The following is a 19,083-nucleotide window of genomic DNA, read 5'->3' on the forward strand; positions in this document are numbered from 1 at the left end:
GTCATCCGCAGCCCGTTGTGTGCTCCACGAGGTGAAGCGATGGCCATGGAAAAAGAAGTACTGACGACCGGCGAGGTGGCGAAGATTTGCAACGTCGCACCCCGCACGGTGTCGAAGTGGTTCGATTCGGGCTCACTCAAGGGTTACCGCATCCCGGGCTCGCGCGACCGGCGCATCCCGACCGGCGAACTCATCCGCTTCATGAAAGCTCACAACATCCCGCTCGAGGGGATTGCCAGCGGCCGCACCCGTGTGCTCATCGTGGACGCCGATAAAGAAGTCGCGGCCACGCTTGAAAAAGTTCTTTCCGAACAAACAAGCTATGAAGTCCGCTCGGCCAACAACGGCTTCGCGGCAGGCGTCGAAGCGGAGCGCTTCAAGCCGCATGTCCTTCTCATGGACCTCGAACTCGGTAACGGCGACGCCAAGGCGCTCACCGAGGTCATCCGCAAGAACGACAACCTCCAGATCACCAAGGTCATCGCGATGAGCAGCAAGCTCACCGACGGCCAGGCCTACTCGCTCAAGGGCCAGGGCTTCGACGGATTCCTGCGCAAGCCTTTCCAGGTGCGCCAGGTCGTCGAGTCGATCGAAAACGCGACCAACCTCGTCGCCTGAAGCCACATCGCAAGGACGCGATAAGACCCCGGATCCACCGACCCGGGGTTTTTTCTTTCGCGTCAACATCGAAATCAAGGCTTCCGCAGCGGCCGGCGCGGGACGAACGGCTTCTCACCTTCATCAAGCCACTGAACCGTCACCGGGGGCCAATACACACAATCGCCCCGGAGGCGGTCTTTCTCCCATTCCGATCCTGACTCCCATTTCGACTTGCTGCTGAGCCATCCCGCGCGAAGATTGTCCTCGGCAGCGCGGCCCGCATCATCGACCCGATCCACGCCGATGGAGTACACCAGTGGGAGCTGTCCTTCGCGATACTGATACCGCACGGGATTCCCGTCCATCAGATCGAGCGGAGCGGTCTCGCGATCCCATTGCTGCAAATCCCCGAGTGCTCGCGGATAGTCGCCGTGTTCCAATCGGTATCGCTCCAACTCGGTCACGAGAATCGCGACATCGATTCGATTGGTCACGCTGTTCCATTCTTCGACAGCTTTTTTGAGTCCCGGCATCGAAACGGCCAGCAAAAAATCCCCTACTTGCTTCATGTCGGCGCCGTCTTCACGTATGACTTGGTCAATAGCCCAACTGGTGCGCGACCACGGCTTGGTCTCGACGTCTCGTTCGAGGGCGGTCCGCGCCGAATCCAGGCGCTCGAGAAGATCACGCTTTGATCCATTCACCCCCGAAAAGTCCACTCCGAGCAAAACTGTCAACGCGAGCCCGAACGCACGACGCCACGTCGGCCTTTCCCCGCCGCTTTCCATTTCGGTCAAGCCCGAGTAGGTCACCACTCCGTTTCCCTTGCCGTCGTCGCTGTAAACCCGCCCGATCCAATCCAAAAAAATCGCCCATTCCCAATCGAGCTCAACACGCAACCGATTACGCGTCCGTTTCAACTCCGCCGCCAGAGTGTCCAGTTGTCCCCGATCAAGCAACCCCGGATACGAAGCAAGCACGTATCCCGATTCACGCGCAACCAGCCCGCAAACCGCAAAGTCCACGAGCTGGCAGATCAACAGGGGCGGATCTCGCGTCAGTCCCGCCAGCTTCTGCATCACGAGCAAGTCTCGCATCACGCGCCCCGAATCCCCCGCTTCCGCCGCAATGCGGCAATCCATGGCGAGTTCGCGGCTCCATCCTCGAATCCTTCCTAACGGCTGCAGACTGACCTCAAGCGGAGAGGGGCTCGCCTTTGGATCAACGTGATCGAGCATCTCCCACTTTGCGGGTGGAGTTGCCGCTTCTTCGAACACAACCAGCGGCATTCCCATGCGCGAGCGCTCCGCCGCTTTGAACGCCAACTCGATCGAGGCTTTCTTCGCCTCAACCGCTCTCACCATCGCCGGCCAGAGCGGATCTTCAGGCACCGTCGCCTGAATCCCCATTTCTGGATATTTCGCGCCCTCGATCAGCGGCACCGGCCTCAATGCCGCCTGCCGCACAATCCGCCACGCTGTCTCCGATTCCGGCAATGCCAGCATTTCCGCGTTGTACTCCGCAACATATCTGCGCGACGGCGCCGGCTCGCCAAACCAGAAAGCCATGCCCGTGACAAGCGAGTACGTGAACTTGATCAGCCAGAAAAGAAGCATCGCCTACCGCCCCTCCAATCACTCTGTTCGGACCGGATTCGGACGAGTTTCATTTCAGAGCTCGAGGTTCTTGCTGTTTGGCTTACTCACACCCCGCCATATACGCCGCCAAAATATCCCGCGCCGCCGCGAGATCCTTCCGATCGATCATCTCCGTCACGGTGTGGATGTACCTCGTCCCGACCGTGATGCCGACCGCCCGGGCGCCCGCCGCCGCCTGCTGTGCCGCGGCACCGTCCTGCCCGCCCGCCGCGAGAATCGTCCGCTGATACGCGATCTTGTGCTTCTGCGCCAGCTTCTCGACTTCCAACGTCAGCTTGTAATCCGAGATGAACGAGCTGTCCTTGATGTGCAAGCCGAAGCCCTGCCCCTGCCGCGTCACCGCTTCCTCCGGCGGCACGCCCGGCGTATCGCAGCTCAACGTCACATCAATCCCCAGCCCGATATCCGGAAGCACCGAATGGCTCGCCGTCTTCGCGCCGCGCAGCCCCACTTCTTCCTGCACCGTGAACGCGACCACCACTTCGCACGCGTGGCCGTTCTTGTTCTTGTCGAGCTGCCGCACGCTCTCGATCCCCAGCCAGCACGCGACACGATTGTCCATCGCCTTGCTGACGAGCTTGTCCCCCACTTCGATCAGCGGCTCATCCATCACCACATAGTCGCCGACCTTTACCTTCTTTTTCACCTTGTCGGCCGCAAGCCCAATGTCGACGAAGAACTCCTTCACCTCCGGCACCTTCTCGCGATCCTTCGGCCCCGAGATGTGAATCGGCCTTCCGCCCGGGTTCATCACGCCCTTGATGTCGCCGCCTTCGGTGCAGACGAGCACGCGCCGCGAAAAAAGGTTGCGCGTGTCAAATCCGCCCGCGTTGTTCAGCCAGATAAACCCCTTGTCGTCGATGTACGTGACGTAGAACCCGATTTCGTCCATATGACAGAGTTGCATCACCCGCGTCGGCCGCGACTGGCTCGTTTTCTTCTTGCCGCCTCCCGCGGCCTTCCCGCGCGGATGCCGCGTGCAGATCAACGAACCCATCGCGTCGGTCCGCACCTCATCGAACAAGCCGTCGATCTCTTCCTCGATCAGCACCCGCACACGCTCCTCGCGCCCTGGAACACCCGGAGTCTCGCACAAACGCTTCAAGAGATCGACATTCATGTTGGCTGCTTCCCTTATTGAATCCAGCACCCGACTGCGGCAATCAAACAGAGTCCCGCGCGCGGGGGATCGCAAGAATACCGTGATCCGCCGCACCAGTTGCGGACGGCTTCTTCTCCCCCTCCCGGAGGGAGAGGGCTTTGGGGGGTGGGCAAGTCATCCCATCCGTTTGATTCCGTTCGACCTCGTAGAAAACCGCTCTCCTCGAACACGCGCCAATGGCCCGACAAAGCCCGATCCAACCACTTCACGACCAAGCCGGCGCCATGATGCTCCCCTACGGCCCGGATTCTCCGCCGCCTCAAGCGCCCGATGCCCCCGCTCACGAAGCGCCCGAGCCGGTCAACATCGTCGGCACCTACGGCGAACTCGAACTCGAATACGCCGCGATCCGCAAGGGCTGCCTGCTTCTCGATCTGCCGCAGCGGGCCGTGCTCGAAGTGACCGGCGCCGATCGCCTCGAATTCCTGAATCGGATGATCACGCAGGAGCTCAAGCCGGGAAAGAAGTGGCTCGAGCCGTTCAACTCTGTCTCCAGTTTCTGGCTTAACCGAAAAGGCCGCATCGACGCCGACCTGCGTGTGATCGTGCTGCCCGAGCGCGTGCTGCTCGAGTGCGATGCGCACGCCGTGAAGCGCACGCTCGACGGCCTCAACGCGTTCATCATCACCGAAGACGCCGCGATCACCGATCTCTCCGCGACCTCGCACCGACTCGCGCTCCACGGCCCCACCGCGGCCAAGCTTCTCGCGACGGTCTCCACTCCCGTCGGCGGCCCCAGCATCGAGTCGCTTCCACCCAACCAGTCCTGCCTCGTCCGCATCGCCGAGACCGAAGCGATCATCGACCGGCGCGACCAGACCGGCGAGATCGGGCTCGATCTCATCGTTCCGACAACGCACGCACGCACGATCTACGAACTCCTGCTCCAACGCGGCTTCCCGCACGAGCACGTCCACGAGCGTGTTCACTCCTCAGAACTCTCCGCGCAGGTCCGCCTCCGACCCGGCGGCTGGCACGCCTTCAACATCGCGCGAATCGAGGCCGGAACTCCCCTTTATTACATCGACTTCGGTCCGAGTTCTCTCCCCGCCGAGAGCGGCGTCATCGAAGACCGTGTCAGCTTCACCAAGGGGTGTTACCTCGGCCAGGAAATCGTCGCCCGCATGCACGCGCGGGGACACTCCAAGCGCAAGCTCGTCGCGCTCCGCGCCGAAAGCCAATCCTCGCAACATGCGCTGTCCTCTCAACCCGAAGACCCCTACTTCGCCGGCGCGCTCCAGCCAATTTCCGGCGCTCGGGTTTTCCCGATCGAAGGCGAAGCCCCCGAATCCGTCGGCGTCGTCACCAGTTCCACGCTCAGCCCCATGAACGCCGCTACCCCGCTCTGTTTCGCGGCAATCAAGAATGATCTCGCATCGCCCGGCGCACGCTTCCGCATCCCCGCCGAGGACCGTTCAATCGAAATGACGGTCATGCCAACATTGTCGAGCCTTCGATTGAAATCGCCTTAGTCGCATTCGAACTGGTCGTATGCGGCGACAAAGATCACAAAATCGGCGTCGTCGACCTGAGCATCGTGGTTCAAATCGGCCTGTGGATTCGCCGGCGGCACAAGCAACTCATCATACGCGGAAACAAATTCAGCAAAGTCCGAATCATCGACAACATTGTCGCGATTGAAGTCGGAACGGCACCCGTCCCAGACCCACAACACGGCTTCGTTCCTCCCGAACGGACCGCCTGCCGACATATTTGTGCCGCTCCCGCCGATCAGGATCGAGATTCCATCGGTCCAGATGCACATCGCGAATGAACTCTTGTAATTGGACGGCAAATACTGATGGAGATTGTGCCGCGACGCAGCCGTTCCTTTCCACATCGTTGCTTTTAGTCCCACCACATCTCCCAAAGAACCGACTTGCATGTCTCCGACCATGCCGTTCACGGCGGACCCAAAATTGCCGCCGGAATGCAAACTAACCACCGATTGCGCCGTCCCGCTCCACAACGCGGCTTGGTCGTTGCCGGAAGCTCCTCGCGTAGTGCCCCCCTGTTGGGTCGCCGTCATGGCCCGAATTTCGGACGCGGTAGCACCGGCCGGATTAAGATCCACAAACGAAGCCTTCGTTCCGCGCCAAAGCGCCGCATGCCATATCTGGTTCGGATAGCTGAAATAGCCACCCTGCATGTTCGGTTCCGCGACGGCATTGACCTGCGAGTAATCGCCGACGGAAGGATGCAGATCCACCCACGATGCCGCCGATCCACGCCACAGGCACGCGTGCGACTGAAACGTATTCTCAAATGGAACGGCTGCTCTTCCGCCCTGCTGATTCTCGCTGACGCCGAAAATCGTCGATGAGGTCGCGAAGCTTGGTTGCAGATTCACCCAACTTTGCGCTGTCCCCGACCAAATTCCGGCTTCGCCTTCGATGTCCCCGCCTTGTGTATTACCGGCTGCTCCATTGACGCGCGCGTTCGCGGCGCCGGGTGTATCCAGAGTCACCAACGACTCCGCGGAGCCCCTCCAAAAGGCCGCGTGAAGATCGAGTGATGTGATTCTGTAGTAGCCGGATTGTTGCCACGGACCCACCCCTCGCACCAGCGAAGTACTCGCCCCGGGCGGATGAAGCAAAACGGTCTTCCAACCAGCGGAGGCCTTCGCACACATCCCTATGCCAAGAGAAAGGCAAATCGCCAAATTACCTCGAGACATACAGCGCGCTCCTGGCCCCACGATTCCCAAGTTTACTCGCTCATGTACGCTTTCGATAGACAACTTCCAGATCGTTTTCAATAACCTTCGATCGGACCAATCGAAATCGCTGGGCCGCGGACAACGATGGCGCAATCCGTCCCGCTGCGGCACTCCGCGCCATCTCATCCCCCAGCATCAGCGGCGCGACATACACCCGCAGCTCATCGATCAGGTCGCCGTCGATCATCGAGCCGATCAATCCCGGCCCGGCTTCGACCAGCACGCTCAAAACCCCGAATTGCGACGCGAGCGCCTTCAACAGTTCCCGCAGGTCAATCCCCGTTCCCTTCGCGCCGACTCCGACGCCCACGATGCGCACACCCGCCGCCTCGAGCCGCTCTCGCTTCTCCCGTGTGATCTCCGACTTTGCGATTTCGCGCTCGCACGCGACGACCACCGGAACTTGCCGCGCGGTCTTCACCAGTTCGCTCGACTCCGGAATGTCGAGATCGCTGTCGGCGGCCACTCGTAGCGCGCGACTCCGCACCTTCCGCACATCCCGCGCCGTCAGCATCGGATTGTCCGCGAGCACCGTGCCCATCCCCGTCAAGACCGCATCGACACGAGCCCGGATCGCATGCACGCGCCGGCGCGAGCGGTCGCTGCTGATCCATTTCGATTCACCGCTCCGCGTCGCGATTCTTCCATCGATCGTCTGCGCCCACTTCGCGATCACCCACGGCAAGCCCGTCGTGATGCGCTTCACGAACGGATCGCCGAGCGCGATCGCCGCGCTGCTCGCATCGCTGAAACGCACCGCGATCCCCGCCGCTTTCAGCTTTTCCGCACCCCCCGCCGCGATCGAGTTCGGGTCTTTTCGCGCGCACACAACTTCAGCGATGCCTTCTTGCACGAGCAAGTCCGCGCACGGCGGCTGCTTGCCCATGTGCGCACAAGGCTCGAGCGTCACGTACATGGTCGCGCCGCGCGGGTCATTGCCGCGCCGCTTGCAGTCCTCGATCGCTTCCCGCTCCGCGTGCGCCGCTCCAAACTTTCGATGATGGCCCAGCCCGAGCACCCTCCCATCCTTCACGATCACCGCGCCCACCAGCGGATTCTCGCCGACGTACCCCTCCGCGCGCGCTCCCAACCTCGCCGCGAGGTCGAGCATCCGGCGATCGAGTTGTTCGCGATCCTGCATCCTCAACTCTTTCCGGCCGCTCGGGCCTACGCCCTTCGCACCATCACGGCCCGCTCTTCCTTCGTAATCACCTTCGCCGCATCCGCAAGCCACCGCCGCGCATCCAGCGTGTAGCCAGCCGTGGGCTTCAACTCCGGCAGCCGCTTCGACCAGTACCGATTAAACCTGTGCATCGCCAGTTCTCGCACATACTTCGCGATCATCGATGCCAGCGCCACCGGCAAGTGTTCCGTCTCCGCCTCCGGCTGGAACGAAATCCGAAAGCCCCTTCCCTGAGGGAAGGGGTTTGGGGAAGGGTCTTTCTTCCTCAACTCATAATTCGATCGCTCCGCGTGCTGCTCGATCACCCCGCACTCCCACCCGGGCAAGACCCGTTCCAGCACCGGCGCGTAACTATCTCTCCCTCCCAATTTGTCGCACGCCACCCGCACCGTCGCCTCCGGATACCGCTCCGCAATGCCCATCACCGTCTTCAAATGATCCGCCAGCGCCGCGATGCACACATCGCCCTTGTTCCCCGTCGCGCCGATGATCTCGTTGAACTCGCGCTCCTCCATCACGCGGCAGCGCATCGCCAGCACCCGCACTTTTCCGCTCTCCAGCGCGCTCGCCAGCAGGTTCGCCGCGATCCCCATCATCGGCGCACTCCCCGACACCGGCAGCGCGATCGGTTCGCCCTCGTACCACGCGTGCCCGCGCAGCGCCGCGCCGAGCACCTCGTGCAAATCCGAATCCGACAAAGGCACCGAGTCGCTCTCGAGATTCCCCATCGCCGCGAGCACGCCTCGCTCCAGGTGCATCAGCGGGTGCCGCTTCGCCCCGTTCTCTCCCACATCGTTCGGAAGCTTGAGCGCTTTCGAATCGGCGAACGCGATGCGCCCGCGCTTGTCCTTCCCCTCGCGGCACACCCCCCCCGAAAGCAACTTCCACAGGCACGGCTTCTTGTCGCCCTCGTTCCAATCCTCGATCAGGAACGCGCTCATGCCAACGCATAGCGGCCCGAGCATCGGCCCGAACCCCGCTTCATCGATTCCAACCAGCAACAGCGCCATGGGGGCCGATGTTACCGCCTCTGAAGCCCCCTCCCTGAGGGAGGGGGTTGGGGGAAGGGAGAGCGATCGCGACACCAATCGCCAGACCTGCATCTCCGCACCTCAAATCAGCGGCCAAAAACGCACCGAGGCCCGGCGTTCACCGGGCCTCGTGCAAGTGCGGCTGAGAGGAGTCGAACCTCCACGGGTGTGACCCCACTAGAACCTGAATCTAGCGCGTCTGCCAATTCCGCCACAGCCGCAGCGGGTGTTGAGTTTACGCACGACCCGGCGCGCGGACAACGCCCGCGGCAAACCCGCAGCGTTCCGCGTCTGAAAGCAGCCCGCGGTCGCTCGTTGGATTCACCTTTCGTGTCGGTCACCCTACCGGCGCCGGCGTCCTGCCAACAACAGCCCCATCCCGACGACCGCTCCGGCGCTCGGCGCCGGCAGCACCCGGATGTCTCCGACGTTCCAAGTCAGGGCTGTCGGCGAAGGGAACGGAAGCTTGACGATCGAGATCGCGATGATCGATTCGCCGAACGCTCCGAAGCCCACGTACACCGGAGGTCCGATTCCAACCGGGACGACAATCGTGGTCGTCGTCGCCGTTCCGATCGCCGTGATCTCGAACAGGTGCGTCGCCCCGGGCGCCGGGGTCATGAAAAAGTCGATCGCGCTCGCGCCCACCGGCGCGTACACGGTTGAGCCCGCGATCGGTCCCGCCGGTCCTGGAATGGCGTGAAAGTATCCCGAGGAGAACGGCGTTCCCGCCGTGATGCGTTCGTGCGAAGGCCCAAACCCCATGGGCCCGATCGGTGTTGCCAAGGGCATTCCCGGAGTCGCAGACGGCGGATGACCATAGATCGTGCCGATGGGAAAGCCATCATCCGGCACCGCAAGCAGCGGCGTGCCCATCAGGAGATCGAGAGCTCCCGGCCCCACCGCCGAAATAATCGCGGCACGAACGGTGGCGACGCCACCGGACATGACCAAGATCGCAGCGGCAACACATGCCTTGGCATTCGTCGTTCTCATCTCACTCCCCTTGTTTGAGTCGCGGAATTGAACGCAGTGTACTTGTGCGTGCCGCAGCCTCCAAACAATCTCTCCGCATTACCTCCTCCGCATCGAATTTGAGGCCTTCACCCCAAGCAATCTGCTTAGGCACATTGCTCAAGCAATTTGCCGAGTCGCGCGACGGGTGCTGATCGCGAATCCACATACACAATTTGTCACGCGCCCCATCGATTCACGATCGGAATGGAGTCCGCGCGCAAACTTCAGTTGCGTCCGGCGCAATCGCGTAGTGCGAAGCAGGTGCCGCCGCGTTCCTAGCCCTTCTTCGTCGGCGAGTAGAACGGCATCTTTACGACTTTTCCCTCGAACGTGCCGCGGTCGCACTCGATCTGCACGGGTGTGCCGAGTTCGGACTTGCTCACATCGACAAACGCCATCGCGATCGGGTATCCGAGCGTCGGGCTCGAGCAGCCGCTCGTCACGACGCCGACTTCCGTACCTCCCGACATGACCTTCATGCCCTGCCGCGCCGATCGCTTCCCCTCGAGCGCGATGCCGACCAGTTTCCGCTTCACGCCCGCCTTCGCGGCCGCCTCGAGCGCATCCTGCCCCACGAACCGCTCGCCACGCTCTCCCTCGTGCTTGTCGAGCGAGATCGCAAAGTCCACGCCGCACTCGAGCGCATTGATCTCTTCGCCCAGCTCGTGACCGTACAAGGGCATCCCCGCCTCGATCCGCAGCGTGTCGCGACAGCCCAGCCCCGCCGGCTTCACGATCGCATCCGGCGAAGTCATGTCCACGTCCTTCAGAATCAGCTTCATCGCCATGCCGACAAAGGTCGCCGGCAGAATCGCTTCGACGCCGTCTTCCCCGGTGTACCCGGTGCGGCTCACGATCACCTTCATGATCATCAGGTTCTTCGTCGTGAACCGGTAGCGCTTCAGCGTCGGGATCTCGCTCGAAAACTTCGAGATCATGTCCATCACCTTCGGACCCTGCATCGCGACCATCGCCGTGCTCAACGTCTGGTCGTCGATCTTCACCTGCAGATCGCCCTTCACCTTCTCGAAGTGCGGCAGCAGTTTCTCGCGGTTCGACGCGTTCACCACCAGCAGAAAATCGTCTTCATCGAAGCGATAGACGATGATGTCGTCCTTCACGCCGCCCTGCTCGTTGCACACGAGCGAATAGCGGCACTGCCCTTGCGTCATATCGAAGATCTTCCGCGTGCACAGCTTCTCGAGAAACTTCCGCGCGTGCCGCCCGGTGACCTTCACCCGTCCCATGTGCGAGACATCGAACAGCCCCCCGCTCTTTCGAACCTGCTGGTGCTCTTCGAGAATGCCCGTGTAAAACATGGGCATCTCCCAACCCGCGAAGTCCACCATCTTCGCTTTCTTCTCGACATGAAACGAGTTCAGGGGGGTGCGTTGCAAACTGTTGACTCCATGGCCGGAAGAGTTCCGGGTCGCAAGCCTACGCCTCTCAGGAGCCCCCTCCCTCAGGGAGGGGGTTTGGGGAAGGGTCTATTCCTTGTGTCTCGAACGCTTCGTGACTGCCCGTTTCAACCCTGCGCCGGCCACTCTGCGTTGTCGATCAGCCGCACGCTCCCCACTCTTGCCGCGATCAGCGCTCGCTTCGGCCCGTCGCCCGGTTGCTCCAGTGTCGCCGCGTCCCGAACGACCGCGTACTCGGGCTCGACGCCCGCTTGTAATAGAACGCTCGACATCGACTGTTCCGCCGCGCGCGGGCTCGACTCGCTGCCGGCACCTCGAAGCGCGCGCGAAAGCGCCAGCGCCCGCACCCGATCTTCCGCCGAAAGGAATCGGTTCCTGCTGCTCATCGCCAGACCATCCTCTTCGCGAACCGTCGGCATCGCCAAGATCTCGACCCGCGGCATCTCCCTCGCAGCCATCGCCCGGACCACCTGCAACTGCTGCCAATCCTTCTCGCCGAATACCGCAACGTTCGGCTTCACCAGCTCAAAGAAGCGCAGCACCACCTGGCACACGCCGGCAAAGTGACCCGGACGCTTCGCGTCTTCCAATCCCGGCTTCGTCGCGACCCGCGGCAACTCCGGCACACGAATCTCAATGCCAGACGGATAGATTTCTTCTTTCGAAGGAACAAACACGGCCCCCGCGCCCGCCCGCCGGCAGATCGAAAGGTCCGAATCGAGCGTCTTCGGATACCGCGCGTAATCCGCCGGATCGTTGAACTGCGTCGGGTTGACGAAGATCCAGACGATGCACGTTCCGCGCCGCGCGCTCGCAAGCGATGCTCCATACCGGATAAGGCTCTCGTGTCCGGAGTGGAGCGCTCCCATTGTCGGGATGAGGACGATTTCCCCGGCGTTTGGTTGGAACCTCTCGAGCGCCGCGATGTCGTTGAGCGTCTCCACGGGCTCAAGCGTGGTGCGCGCCACGCACGCGGTCAAGTCCGCAGGGTCAGGTTCTCTTGTGAACCGGCCCGGAACGTGCAACCGCCCAGGCGTACACGCTGTGCCCCTCGGGGATCTTGATCAAATCGAGATCCACCCGGTAAAGCCCGTCATCGCTGTACTGGCAGGTGACCACACGGCCGAGCAACGGGACGGGGCGGTCGTCGATCAGGTGCACCGCGAGAGCCAGCACCCGACCCGGATAGCACATCCGCCTCGACTCCATCACCACGTGCGAGCGGCTCAGTTCGAGCGATCGAGCGACCCACGATGGCCCCGGCCTGGTGCGTTCATCGATCTCCGACACTTCAACATCCGCGTTGAATCGATGCCCGGCGGGCCGGACAGCCACGTGCTTCTGCTGAAGAAAAGCTTCGGGCGCGGACCCTGTTTCGTTTGCGAGCGCGCTGCGAGTTGCGAGTGCCGGCATGCCTCAAAAGTCTGAAACCGCTCTCAATGAAGCAATCCTCAGAGCCCTGATTTGACACGAATCGAACACATTAATCCGATTCTTCCGAATTTGAGGGCGAGCCCGATTTGCAGGATATGTTGCTTTGTGTTATACCCTACCGGTGATGACCGGGCGCACCACATTGCCCGGATGGGGAGAACGGCTGCTGGGCGAAGCTCGCTTGGCCTTGGTCGGTACGCCTTGGGCTTATCTGCTGCTGGAAGAGCCGGTCCCCCCCGCCAGAGTCCCCGAGTTTTCGGACGAATCCGGCAACCGCCGCCCGATCGATGCATTGCTGATCGCCTGGCTTCAGCACACCACCACTCCATCGCTCCCCGCTTGCGAATCGACCGACATGCGCCTGTGGCGCTTGCTCCTCGACAGCCGGCGCGAGTCGATGCTCGAAATGGTCAACCCCAAGAGCGGCCCCGTCACGCCCGAGTTCAACCGGCTGGCGATCGAAGTCGCGACCGAAACCGAACTCGCGGCACTCCACGCGCTCAGTCACGCCGGCGACTTCGCGAAGTCGCGCGTCGATTCTGCCTCGGACTGGATCGTGCAGAATCTCCAGCCCGACAACGCGACAAGCCACCCGTGGGCCGCTCATGTCTTTCTTTTCCGGGCGTTCGAAACCGGATCGGTCGAACATCGCCTCTACGCCGAGACGCTCCTCCACAACTGCATCGTCTCGCTCGGCCGGGCCGATCGCTTCTCCGCACTTGTTCTGCTCGATTCGGGCCGCACGCTCAAATCGTCAAATCGTCCGCGCGCGACCAACGGATCGTTGTCGTGATCGGAGTGATTCAGACCGTCTGAGTCTGCTGCCTCGTCGCCGGCACCGGTGTCCGCAGCCACCGACCGACATCCAAATCCGCGAGCGCCGCTTCGCGTCCGATCGACTGCGCCACCGCCGCGGCAACCAGACCCATGAACATCGGCTGCGGCTTGAGGGGTCGTCCGGTCAGCTCCGGATGGAACTGCGCACCGATGAAGAATGGGTGCGCGCCCCGCAGCGAGAGTGCGCCTTCGCTCATCGTGCCCGCGCTCTTTCGGATCTTCGCCGCAGGCTGATTCACCTCGCTCAGGCTCTGGTGGAGTTCGAGAATTTGCATAATCGGACGCGTCGGATGACGTCCGCTGAAGATCAGCCCGGCATCTTCGAAGCGCTCGATGTACGCCGGGTCCACTTCGTACCTGTGGCGGAAGCGTTCTCGCACCGAAGCCTGTTTACCGTACAGATAGCTCGCAAGGGTCCCCGGCGCCAGGATCACTTCCTGCCCTCCCAAGCGCATGGTCCCCCCGAGACCTTCGATCCGTTTTTGCTCCGGCAGCTCGCTGATGACCGGATTGGCGCACCCGGGCTTGAACTCGGTGCTGTTCGCGTCCTTCAGCCCGAGCACGTTTCTGGCGAATTCGATCACCGCCATCTGGAACCCGAGGCACAATCCGAGATACGGCAAATGGTTCTCGCGGCAGTGGCGCACGCACGCGATCTTGCCTTCCACTCCCCGCGATCCGAACCCGCCCGGCACGATCACCGCGTTCATGCCCGCGAGCCTGCCCGCGACATTCGACTCGCTCACGTCCGTCGTTTCAATCCAATGCAATTCGACATCGGCCGAGAGCGCCGCGGAGCAGTGCTCGATCGCCTTGTCGATCGATGCGTACGCATCACGGATCTGCGCGTACTTGCCCGCGACGCCGATCGTCACGTGGTGGCGCTTGGGCGCGGTCAACTTCCGGACAAATCCGGTCCAGCGCTCGCGCGCCTTGTCCTCGGAGGAGAAGTCGACCCGATCGTGCAGCCCGAGGATCGAGAGGATTTCCCGGTCGAGGCCTTCCTGTCTCATGTCTTCGGGGATCGTGTAAATGCTCTCGCGATCGTGCATCGAGAACATGCGCCGCAGCGGCACGTTGCTGAACATCGCGATCTTCTGCATCACCTTCTCGGTCGCCGGCTTGCTCGAGCGGCACGCGATCACGTGCGGCTGGATACCGGCTTCCATCAGCCGCTTGATGCCGAGCTGTGCCGCTTTGCTCTTCTGCTCGCCAAGCGCCGGTGGTTCGATGATGTAGGTGAGCGCGACAAAGCAGGTCGAGCCCGGCCCTTCTTCGAACGCGAGTTCGCGCATCGCTTCGATGTAGAACGCGTTCTCGTAGTCGCCCACCGTGCCGCCCACTTCGACGAACACGACGTCGGCCGGGCGCTGCCCGTCACCGTGCAGCGCGAGCTCTCGCAGCTTGCGCTTCACTTCGCCCGTCACGTGCGGGATCATCTGCACATCACGCCCGAGATAAACGCCCATCCGCTCGCGCTCGAGGATCTCGCTGAAGATCTGACCGCTGGTCGTGAAGTTGCGGCGCGAAAGATTCTGGTCGAGCAGGCGCTCGTACGTTCCGAGATCCATATCGCACTCGGTGCCGTCGTCGAGCACGAACACCTCGCCGTGCCGGTACGGGTTCAAAGTTCCCGAGTCGATGTTGAGGTAGCCCTCCATCTTGATGGGGGCGACCGAAAGTCCCTTATCTTTCAGCATCTTCGCGAGGCTGCTCGCAAAGATTCCCTTTCCGAGCCCGCTCATCACCGTGCCGAACACGACGACGTATTTGTGCCGCCCTTTCACGTAGCCCGGAGGCAGCGGCGAATAGAACTCGCTCTCCGCCGATTGATCTCCCAAACTCGCGAGCGTGATGCCACCCTCGGGAACCTGCGCGCCGCTGTTCGAAGAATTGCCCGATCCGTTGCCACTCCGCGAACCGTTGCGCGATTCATTGACCGGTTGGAAGTCCGAAGCATCCCAAGCGCCGGTGTCGGAATACGTACCGACACCGGGGCCGGCCTCATACTCCTGGCGCGTCGCTTCGAACAATGGCGGGGGCATGTCCCAGCATATCACACCGGGAGGTGTTCGCGTGTGCCCTTCCGCATGAATTCAACGTGACTTTTCGGGACGCCCTTCCGCCACCCTCCGGACGAACGCCTCGTACTGCTCCGGGGTATCGATCCCCGCATAACCAACTTCCTTCGGAAGCACGGCGACCGCGATTGTGAAGCCGTGCTCCAAAATCCGCAGTTGCTCCAGCGATTCGGATCGTTCGAGGGGCGTAGGAGCAAGCGTCAGATAACGGTCGAGAAAAGATCGCCGGTAGACATACAGCCCGACGTGGCGCAATGCGGTCCCGAACGATGCATTGGAGGCATCGCGGACATGCGGAATCCGGGCGCGGCTGAAGTAGAGCGCGGTCCCGTCCTGGCGAACGACCACCTTCACAATGTTCGGATTCGGGGCGTCCGCATCGGACATCGGGGACGCAGCGGTCGCAACCGGCGCATTCCCAAGCGCTTGGACCGCCGCGTCGATCACCGCCGGCTCGATTTCGGGTTCGTCGCCCTGGACATTCACGACGAGGGCATCGGGCGAAAGTCCGAGTTTCGCCGCGGCTTCGGCCAACCGACTCGTGCCGTTGGGGTGATCGGCGCGGGTCATGACCGCCTCGCCGCCAAACGACCGGACCGCCGCGAGGACCGAATCATCGTCCGTCGCAACGATCACACGCGAGAGCGACCGGGACTTTGCCGCGGCCTCGCACACATGCTGGATGAGCGGCTTGCCGGTCTTGCTCGCCAGAACCTTGCCGGGGAAGCGGGTGGAACCGAACCGGGCGGGGATGATCGCGACGACTTCGGGCTTGGCTTTGCCGCCGAGTTCAGTCGCTGCGCCGTGAATGCCGCCGTTCGACATGCGACATTCTCACTTGGCCCGGAGTTCGGCGACCAGTTTCTTGAGGACTTCGCGCCGGGACTTGATGTCCTTGTACCCGATCGCCTGGATCAGGATCTGGCTCGCGATCTTCTCTGCTTCCTCCGCCGCGGCGAGATCGCGCCGTGTTTCCCCGACTACCTGCAGAGCGCAGCAGAGGTCGTAGCGGATGTCGCGCTGATCGTCCGGCGTCATATCAGCAGACTCGAGGGCTCGCCGGAAGGTCTCGATCGATTCCTCGGCGAGATCGCACTTGAAGAACGCCTGGCCGAGCATGTGCAGCACCTTGCCGCGGACGCGCGGATCGGACTGCGCTTCCTGGAATTGGCCGATCGCCTCTTCGTAGTTCTCGAGTTCGAAATAGCGCCGACCGAGTTCGTAGCGCCAGCGCAGATCGGTCGGATAGTTCTCGACGTTGCTCCTCAGTTCCTCGACTTCGAGTTCGAGCAATGCCTTGCGCTCGGTTTCGTACACGCTCTTCGCGATCGGATCCTCGGGCGCGGAATCGAGCATCCGCTTGGCTTCGCTCACGCGCCGGCGCGACTGCTTGATGCGGATCTCGCCCGCGTCCTGCCTGAGCTTGTAGATCTTGGACCGTTCGTACGCCTTCATCAGCAGTTCGTGAGCGCGCTCTTCGTCGGCCGGCTTGCCGCGCTCGCGGAGAGCCTGCACAAGCCGCCCGAGTGTGGGCAGATCGTCCGGCCGGAGATTGAACTCGGCTTCGACGTTCGCGAGGACGCGATCCTTCATGTCCTCGGTCTTGCCGATGCGGTTCGCTTCGTCGAGCGCCTGCTGCTTGCTCGCGTCGCGGATGTTCTGGCGGAACCCGCCTTCCTGACCGGTGTTCTCGTAGCCGCCCTTCTGCATCGTGGCTTTGGCAGCGAGCATCTTCACTTCGTTCGCCAGTTGACCGTCGGAAGGGTCGAGCCGGCGCGCTTCTTCGCCGCTGTTCACCGCGATGTCGGCGAGGTTCATGGCGTCGGCCGCTTTCATCAGCCGGACGTAATTGTCTTTTTTCGGTTTGGGGTCTTTGCTGGCCGCGGCGAACGCGCGCTCGGCGACCCAGCGGCCCACATCACCCGCGCCGATCTTGGAAACGGATTCGGCGGCCCGAATCGCCCAGTTCGCGGCGGACGAGCGGTCTTCCAAGTTCATCGACCACTCATAGAGGGCGCTCAGGAACTTATTCAGGTCGCCGCTGCCGCTGACGGCGTTGCGGGTCTCTTTGCTTGCTCGTTTCTTCCCTTCGGGCGACTGCAAAAAGTGACTGGCGGAACTCACGTATCCGTCCACGCCGGTGACCATGCGGGGGTCCTGCTGCAGGCCCCGCAGCCAGAGTCCCATGGCGTATTCGTATTTTTCCGACTCGTGAGCAACCCGCGCGTGGGTGAAGAATTTCTCGGCCTTGTCCGGCTGGAAATTCGGCCCGCCGCCGTTGTCGCCGCCGCCTTCACCCGGCGGCTTTTTTCCGAAGAGTCCTGAGATCATGACGTGCGCTGGTTCCTCTCGCGGGCCGCCGGGCGTGAACGACCGAGGCTGCCTCTACTCATGATACGTTCGCCGGTCGGCGACCGCTCGGCCGATCCGATCAATTCGGCGCTCCGTACCATCGGATGATGCCGGTGAACGCCGAAACCCTGACCATCTTGCACTATCCGGAGCCCGCGTTGCGGACACCGGCGAAAGCGATCAAAGAAATCAACGACGAGACCCGGCGTATCGCGGAGCGCATGATCGAATTGATGGATGAGGCGGAGGGGATTGGACTTGCGGCTCCCCAGGTCGGGCTTTCCATTTCGCTCTTCGTGGTCGATGTTCCGACCGGCGAGAAGAACTCGCCCGACACCGACCCGCCGAGCGCAACGTCGGACGTCATGGTCTTTGTCAACCCGAAGATTCTTTCGTTCGAGGGCGCGCCGGAGCCGTATGAGGAAGGTTGCCTCAGCCTTCCTGAGATCAGGGGTGATGTGCTGCGGCCTCCGGTCGTCGTCATGCAGGCGACCGACCTTGAGAACAATACGTTCACGATCCGCGCGGGCGGTCTGCTTGCGCGATGCCTCCAGCACGAGTTCGACCATTTGCAGGGCGTGCTCATCCTCGACAAGATGACGCAGATGTCGCGGATGAAGAACCGGTCGGCCGTGCGCGATCTGGAACGGCCTTCGTGAGCCAACGCTTCAAACTTGTGTTTCTCGGTAGCGGAGCGTTCGGCCTCCCCACTCTTCGCGCGCTCGTGAAGACGCATGATGTTGCGATGGTCGTCACGCAGCCCGATCGTCCCGCGGGCCGCGGCGGCACGATGACCCCGACTCCGATCGCGGCCGAGGTGCAAACGAACTTTTCCAGCATCCCGATCATCAAGCCGGAGAAGATCAACGTGCCCGAAGTGCGCGATTCGATCCGGGCGCTCAACGCCGATGTGTTGGTCGTGATCGCGTTCGGTCAGAAACTCGGGAAGACGTTGCTGGACGGGGTGTACGCGATCAATCTGCACGGCTCGATCTTGCCGCGTTGGCGCGGTGCAGCGCCGATCAACGCCGCGATCATCGCGGGGGATTCGCACGTGGGGAACAGCGTGATCACACTGGCGGACAAGATGGATGCGGGGCTTGTTCTCGCGACTTCGTCGCATCCGACGAATCCCGATTGGACCGCGTCGGACCTGCACGACATTCTCGCGGCGGACGGACCGGATTTGGTGGAACGGGTGCTGCGGGAGCGGCCGCCGGGAGAAGCGCAGAACGAATCGCTCGTCACCATCGCGCCAAAATTCTCGAAAGCGGATGGATGGGTGGACTTCAGAAAGTCGGCGGACGAATGCCGGCGCCGCATTCACGGCCTGAACCCGTGGCCGGGGGTGACGGTGCAGTACCGGGGGCAGCCGCTGAAGCTGCTGCGCGCGAAATCGGTCGATCGCGCCGGCCAAGAAGATACTGTGCCGGGTTCGATTGTCGATCCGGCGCTCGGCACGGTCGCGTGCGAGCGATCGGCGCTGCAGCTCGTCGAGGTGCAGGCGCCGGGGAAGCGTGCGATGCCGTGGGTTGATTTTGCGCGCGGGCACAAGCCGATGAAAGGTGAAGTGCTCGCCGGACAGTCCTAG

17 protein-coding genes and 1 tRNA gene are annotated in these 19,083 nt (G+C 62.5%); 5 read left to right on the forward strand and 13 right to left on the reverse strand.

The window, feature by feature from the left end:
- Positions 1–39: 39 nt before the first annotated feature.
- A complete protein-coding gene (locus KF691_09635) occupies positions 40–618 on the forward strand; it encodes a response regulator (GenBank protein MBX3389701.1) in 579 nt (192 codons plus the stop codon).
- A gap of 74 nt (positions 619–692) precedes the next feature.
- Here KF691_09635 and KF691_09640 read toward each other — a convergent pair whose 3' ends face one another.
- Both KF691_09640 and KF691_09645 read right to left on the reverse strand, forming a co-directional pair.
- Positions 693–2,216: a hypothetical protein gene (locus tag KF691_09640; protein ID MBX3389702.1), complete on the reverse strand. Its 1,524-nt coding sequence runs from the start codon at positions 2,214–2,216 to the stop codon at positions 693–695.
- An 82-nt stretch (positions 2,217–2,298) separates the two neighbouring features.
- Positions 2,299–3,378, reverse strand: coding sequence for a M20/M25/M40 family metallo-hydrolase (locus tag KF691_09645; protein ID MBX3389703.1), 1,080 nt, complete (start codon positions 3,376–3,378; stop codon positions 2,299–2,301).
- Between the two features lie 218 nt (positions 3,379–3,596).
- Between KF691_09645 and KF691_09650 the strand changes: the two genes are divergently transcribed.
- On the forward strand, positions 3,597–4,892 hold the full coding sequence (locus KF691_09650; protein ID MBX3389704.1) for an aminomethyltransferase family protein: 1,296 nt from the start codon (positions 3,597–3,599) through the stop codon (positions 4,890–4,892).
- On the opposite strand, the gene KF691_09655 is transcribed toward KF691_09650, so the two are convergent.
- The 8 genes from KF691_09655 to KF691_09690 all read right to left on the reverse strand — a co-directional run bounded on the left by KF691_09655 (position 4,889) and on the right by KF691_09690 (position 12,201).
- Positions 4,889–5,887, reverse strand: coding sequence for a hypothetical protein (locus tag KF691_09655; GenBank protein ID MBX3389705.1), 999 nt, complete (start codon positions 5,885–5,887; stop codon positions 4,889–4,891). The genes KF691_09650 and KF691_09655 overlap by 4 nt on opposite strands.
- A 250-nt stretch (positions 5,888–6,137) precedes the next feature.
- The gene (ribD, locus tag KF691_09660; GenBank protein MBX3389706.1) at positions 6,138–7,280 is read right to left on the reverse strand and encodes a bifunctional diaminohydroxyphosphoribosylaminopyrimidine deaminase/5-amino-6-(5-phosphoribosylamino)uracil reductase RibD; all 1,143 of its coding nucleotides are present in this window, start codon (positions 7,278–7,280) and stop codon (positions 6,138–6,140) included.
- A gap of 26 nt (positions 7,281–7,306) precedes the next feature.
- Positions 7,307–8,332 carry a hypothetical protein gene (locus KF691_09665; GenBank protein ID MBX3389707.1) on the reverse strand — a complete coding sequence of 342 codons (1,026 nt, stop codon included), beginning with the start codon at positions 8,330–8,332 and terminating at the stop codon, positions 7,307–7,309.
- Positions 8,333–8,490: 158 nt separating this feature from the next.
- Positions 8,491–8,574, reverse strand: a tRNA-Leu gene (locus KF691_09670).
- A 121-nt stretch (positions 8,575–8,695) separates the two neighbouring features.
- A complete protein-coding gene (locus KF691_09675) occupies positions 8,696–9,349 on the reverse strand; it encodes a hypothetical protein (GenBank protein MBX3389708.1) in 654 nt (217 codons plus the stop codon).
- A 296-nt stretch (positions 9,350–9,645) separates the two neighbouring features.
- Complete coding sequence (gcvT, locus tag KF691_09680) at positions 9,646–10,767, reverse strand: glycine cleavage system aminomethyltransferase GcvT (GenBank protein ID MBX3389709.1); 1,122 nt, start codon at positions 10,765–10,767, stop codon at positions 9,646–9,648.
- Positions 10,768–10,895: 128 nt separating this feature from the next.
- Entirely contained in the window at positions 10,896–11,768 is an 873-nt protein-coding gene (panC, locus tag KF691_09685; GenBank protein MBX3389710.1) for a pantoate--beta-alanine ligase, read from the reverse strand.
- A 10-nt stretch (positions 11,769–11,778) separates the two neighbouring features.
- Positions 11,779–12,201 carry a hypothetical protein gene (locus KF691_09690; protein MBX3389711.1) on the reverse strand — a complete coding sequence of 141 codons (423 nt, stop codon included), beginning with the start codon at positions 12,199–12,201 and terminating at the stop codon, positions 11,779–11,781.
- A 145-nt stretch (positions 12,202–12,346) separates the two neighbouring features.
- Between KF691_09690 and KF691_09695 the strand changes: the two genes are divergently transcribed.
- Complete coding sequence (locus KF691_09695; protein MBX3389712.1) at positions 12,347–13,015, forward strand: hypothetical protein; 669 nt, start codon at positions 12,347–12,349, stop codon at positions 13,013–13,015.
- A gap of 10 nt (positions 13,016–13,025) precedes the next feature.
- On the opposite strand, the gene KF691_09700 is transcribed toward KF691_09695, so the two are convergent.
- Genes KF691_09700 through KF691_09710 form a run of 3 tightly spaced genes read right to left on the reverse strand, consistent with a single transcriptional unit; the run spans position 13,026 to position 17,471 of the window.
- Complete coding sequence (locus KF691_09700; protein MBX3389713.1) at positions 13,026–15,104, reverse strand: CTP synthase; 2,079 nt, start codon at positions 15,102–15,104, stop codon at positions 13,026–13,028.
- A 51-nt stretch (positions 15,105–15,155) separates the two neighbouring features.
- Positions 15,156–15,965: a 3-deoxy-manno-octulosonate cytidylyltransferase gene (kdsB, locus tag KF691_09705; GenBank protein ID MBX3389714.1), complete on the reverse strand. Its 810-nt coding sequence runs from the start codon at positions 15,963–15,965 to the stop codon at positions 15,156–15,158.
- A gap of 9 nt (positions 15,966–15,974) precedes the next feature.
- Positions 15,975–17,471 (reverse strand): hypothetical protein, encoded by a 1,497-nt coding sequence (locus KF691_09710; protein MBX3389715.1) that lies wholly within the window; start codon positions 17,469–17,471, stop codon positions 15,975–15,977.
- A gap of 128 nt (positions 17,472–17,599) precedes the next feature.
- Between KF691_09710 and def the strand changes: the two genes are divergently transcribed.
- Together def and fmt are read left to right on the forward strand one after the other, a co-directional pair.
- Positions 17,600–18,151: a peptide deformylase gene (def, locus tag KF691_09715; GenBank protein ID MBX3389716.1), complete on the forward strand. Its 552-nt coding sequence runs from the start codon at positions 17,600–17,602 to the stop codon at positions 18,149–18,151.
- Entirely contained in the window at positions 18,148–19,083 is a 936-nt protein-coding gene (gene fmt / locus KF691_09720; GenBank protein ID MBX3389717.1) for a methionyl-tRNA formyltransferase, read from the forward strand. Before def ends, fmt begins: the two co-directional genes overlap by 4 nt.

This window comes from Phycisphaeraceae bacterium, assembly GCA_019636555.1.
Lineage (GTDB): Bacteria > Planctomycetota > Phycisphaerae > Phycisphaerales > UBA1924 > JAFEBO01.

Coding starts and splice junctions, on each gene's coding strand:
- KF691_09635 (MBX3389701.1), top strand. CDS start 40: ATGGCCATGGAAAAAGAAGTACTGACGACCGGCGAGGTGGCGAAGATT.
- KF691_09640 (MBX3389702.1), bottom strand. CDS start 2,216: ATGCTTCTTTTCTGGCTGATCAAGTTCACGTACTCGCTTGTCACGGGC.
- KF691_09645 (MBX3389703.1), bottom strand. CDS start 3,378: ATGAATGTCGATCTCTTGAAGCGTTTGTGCGAGACTCCGGGTGTTCCA.
- KF691_09650 (MBX3389704.1), top strand. CDS start 3,597: ATGGCCCGACAAAGCCCGATCCAACCACTTCACGACCAAGCCGGCGCC.
- ribD (MBX3389706.1), bottom strand. CDS start 7,280: ATGCAGGATCGCGAACAACTCGATCGCCGGATGCTCGACCTCGCGGCG.
- KF691_09665 (MBX3389707.1), bottom strand. CDS start 8,332: ATGGCGCTGTTGCTGGTTGGAATCGATGAAGCGGGGTTCGGGCCGATG.
- KF691_09675 (MBX3389708.1), bottom strand. CDS start 9,349: ATGAGAACGACGAATGCCAAGGCATGTGTTGCCGCTGCGATCTTGGTC.
- KF691_09690 (MBX3389711.1), bottom strand. CDS start 12,201: ATGCCGGCACTCGCAACTCGCAGCGCGCTCGCAAACGAAACAGGGTCC.
- KF691_09695 (MBX3389712.1), top strand. CDS start 12,347: ATGACCGGGCGCACCACATTGCCCGGATGGGGAGAACGGCTGCTGGGC.
- KF691_09700 (MBX3389713.1), bottom strand. CDS start 15,104: ATGCCCCCGCCATTGTTCGAAGCGACGCGCCAGGAGTATGAGGCCGGC.
- kdsB (MBX3389714.1), bottom strand. CDS start 15,965: ATGTCGAACGGCGGCATTCACGGCGCAGCGACTGAACTCGGCGGCAAA.
- KF691_09710 (MBX3389715.1), bottom strand. CDS start 17,471: ATGATCTCAGGACTCTTCGGAAAAAAGCCGCCGGGTGAAGGCGGCGGC.
- def (MBX3389716.1), top strand. CDS start 17,600: ATGCCGGTGAACGCCGAAACCCTGACCATCTTGCACTATCCGGAGCCC.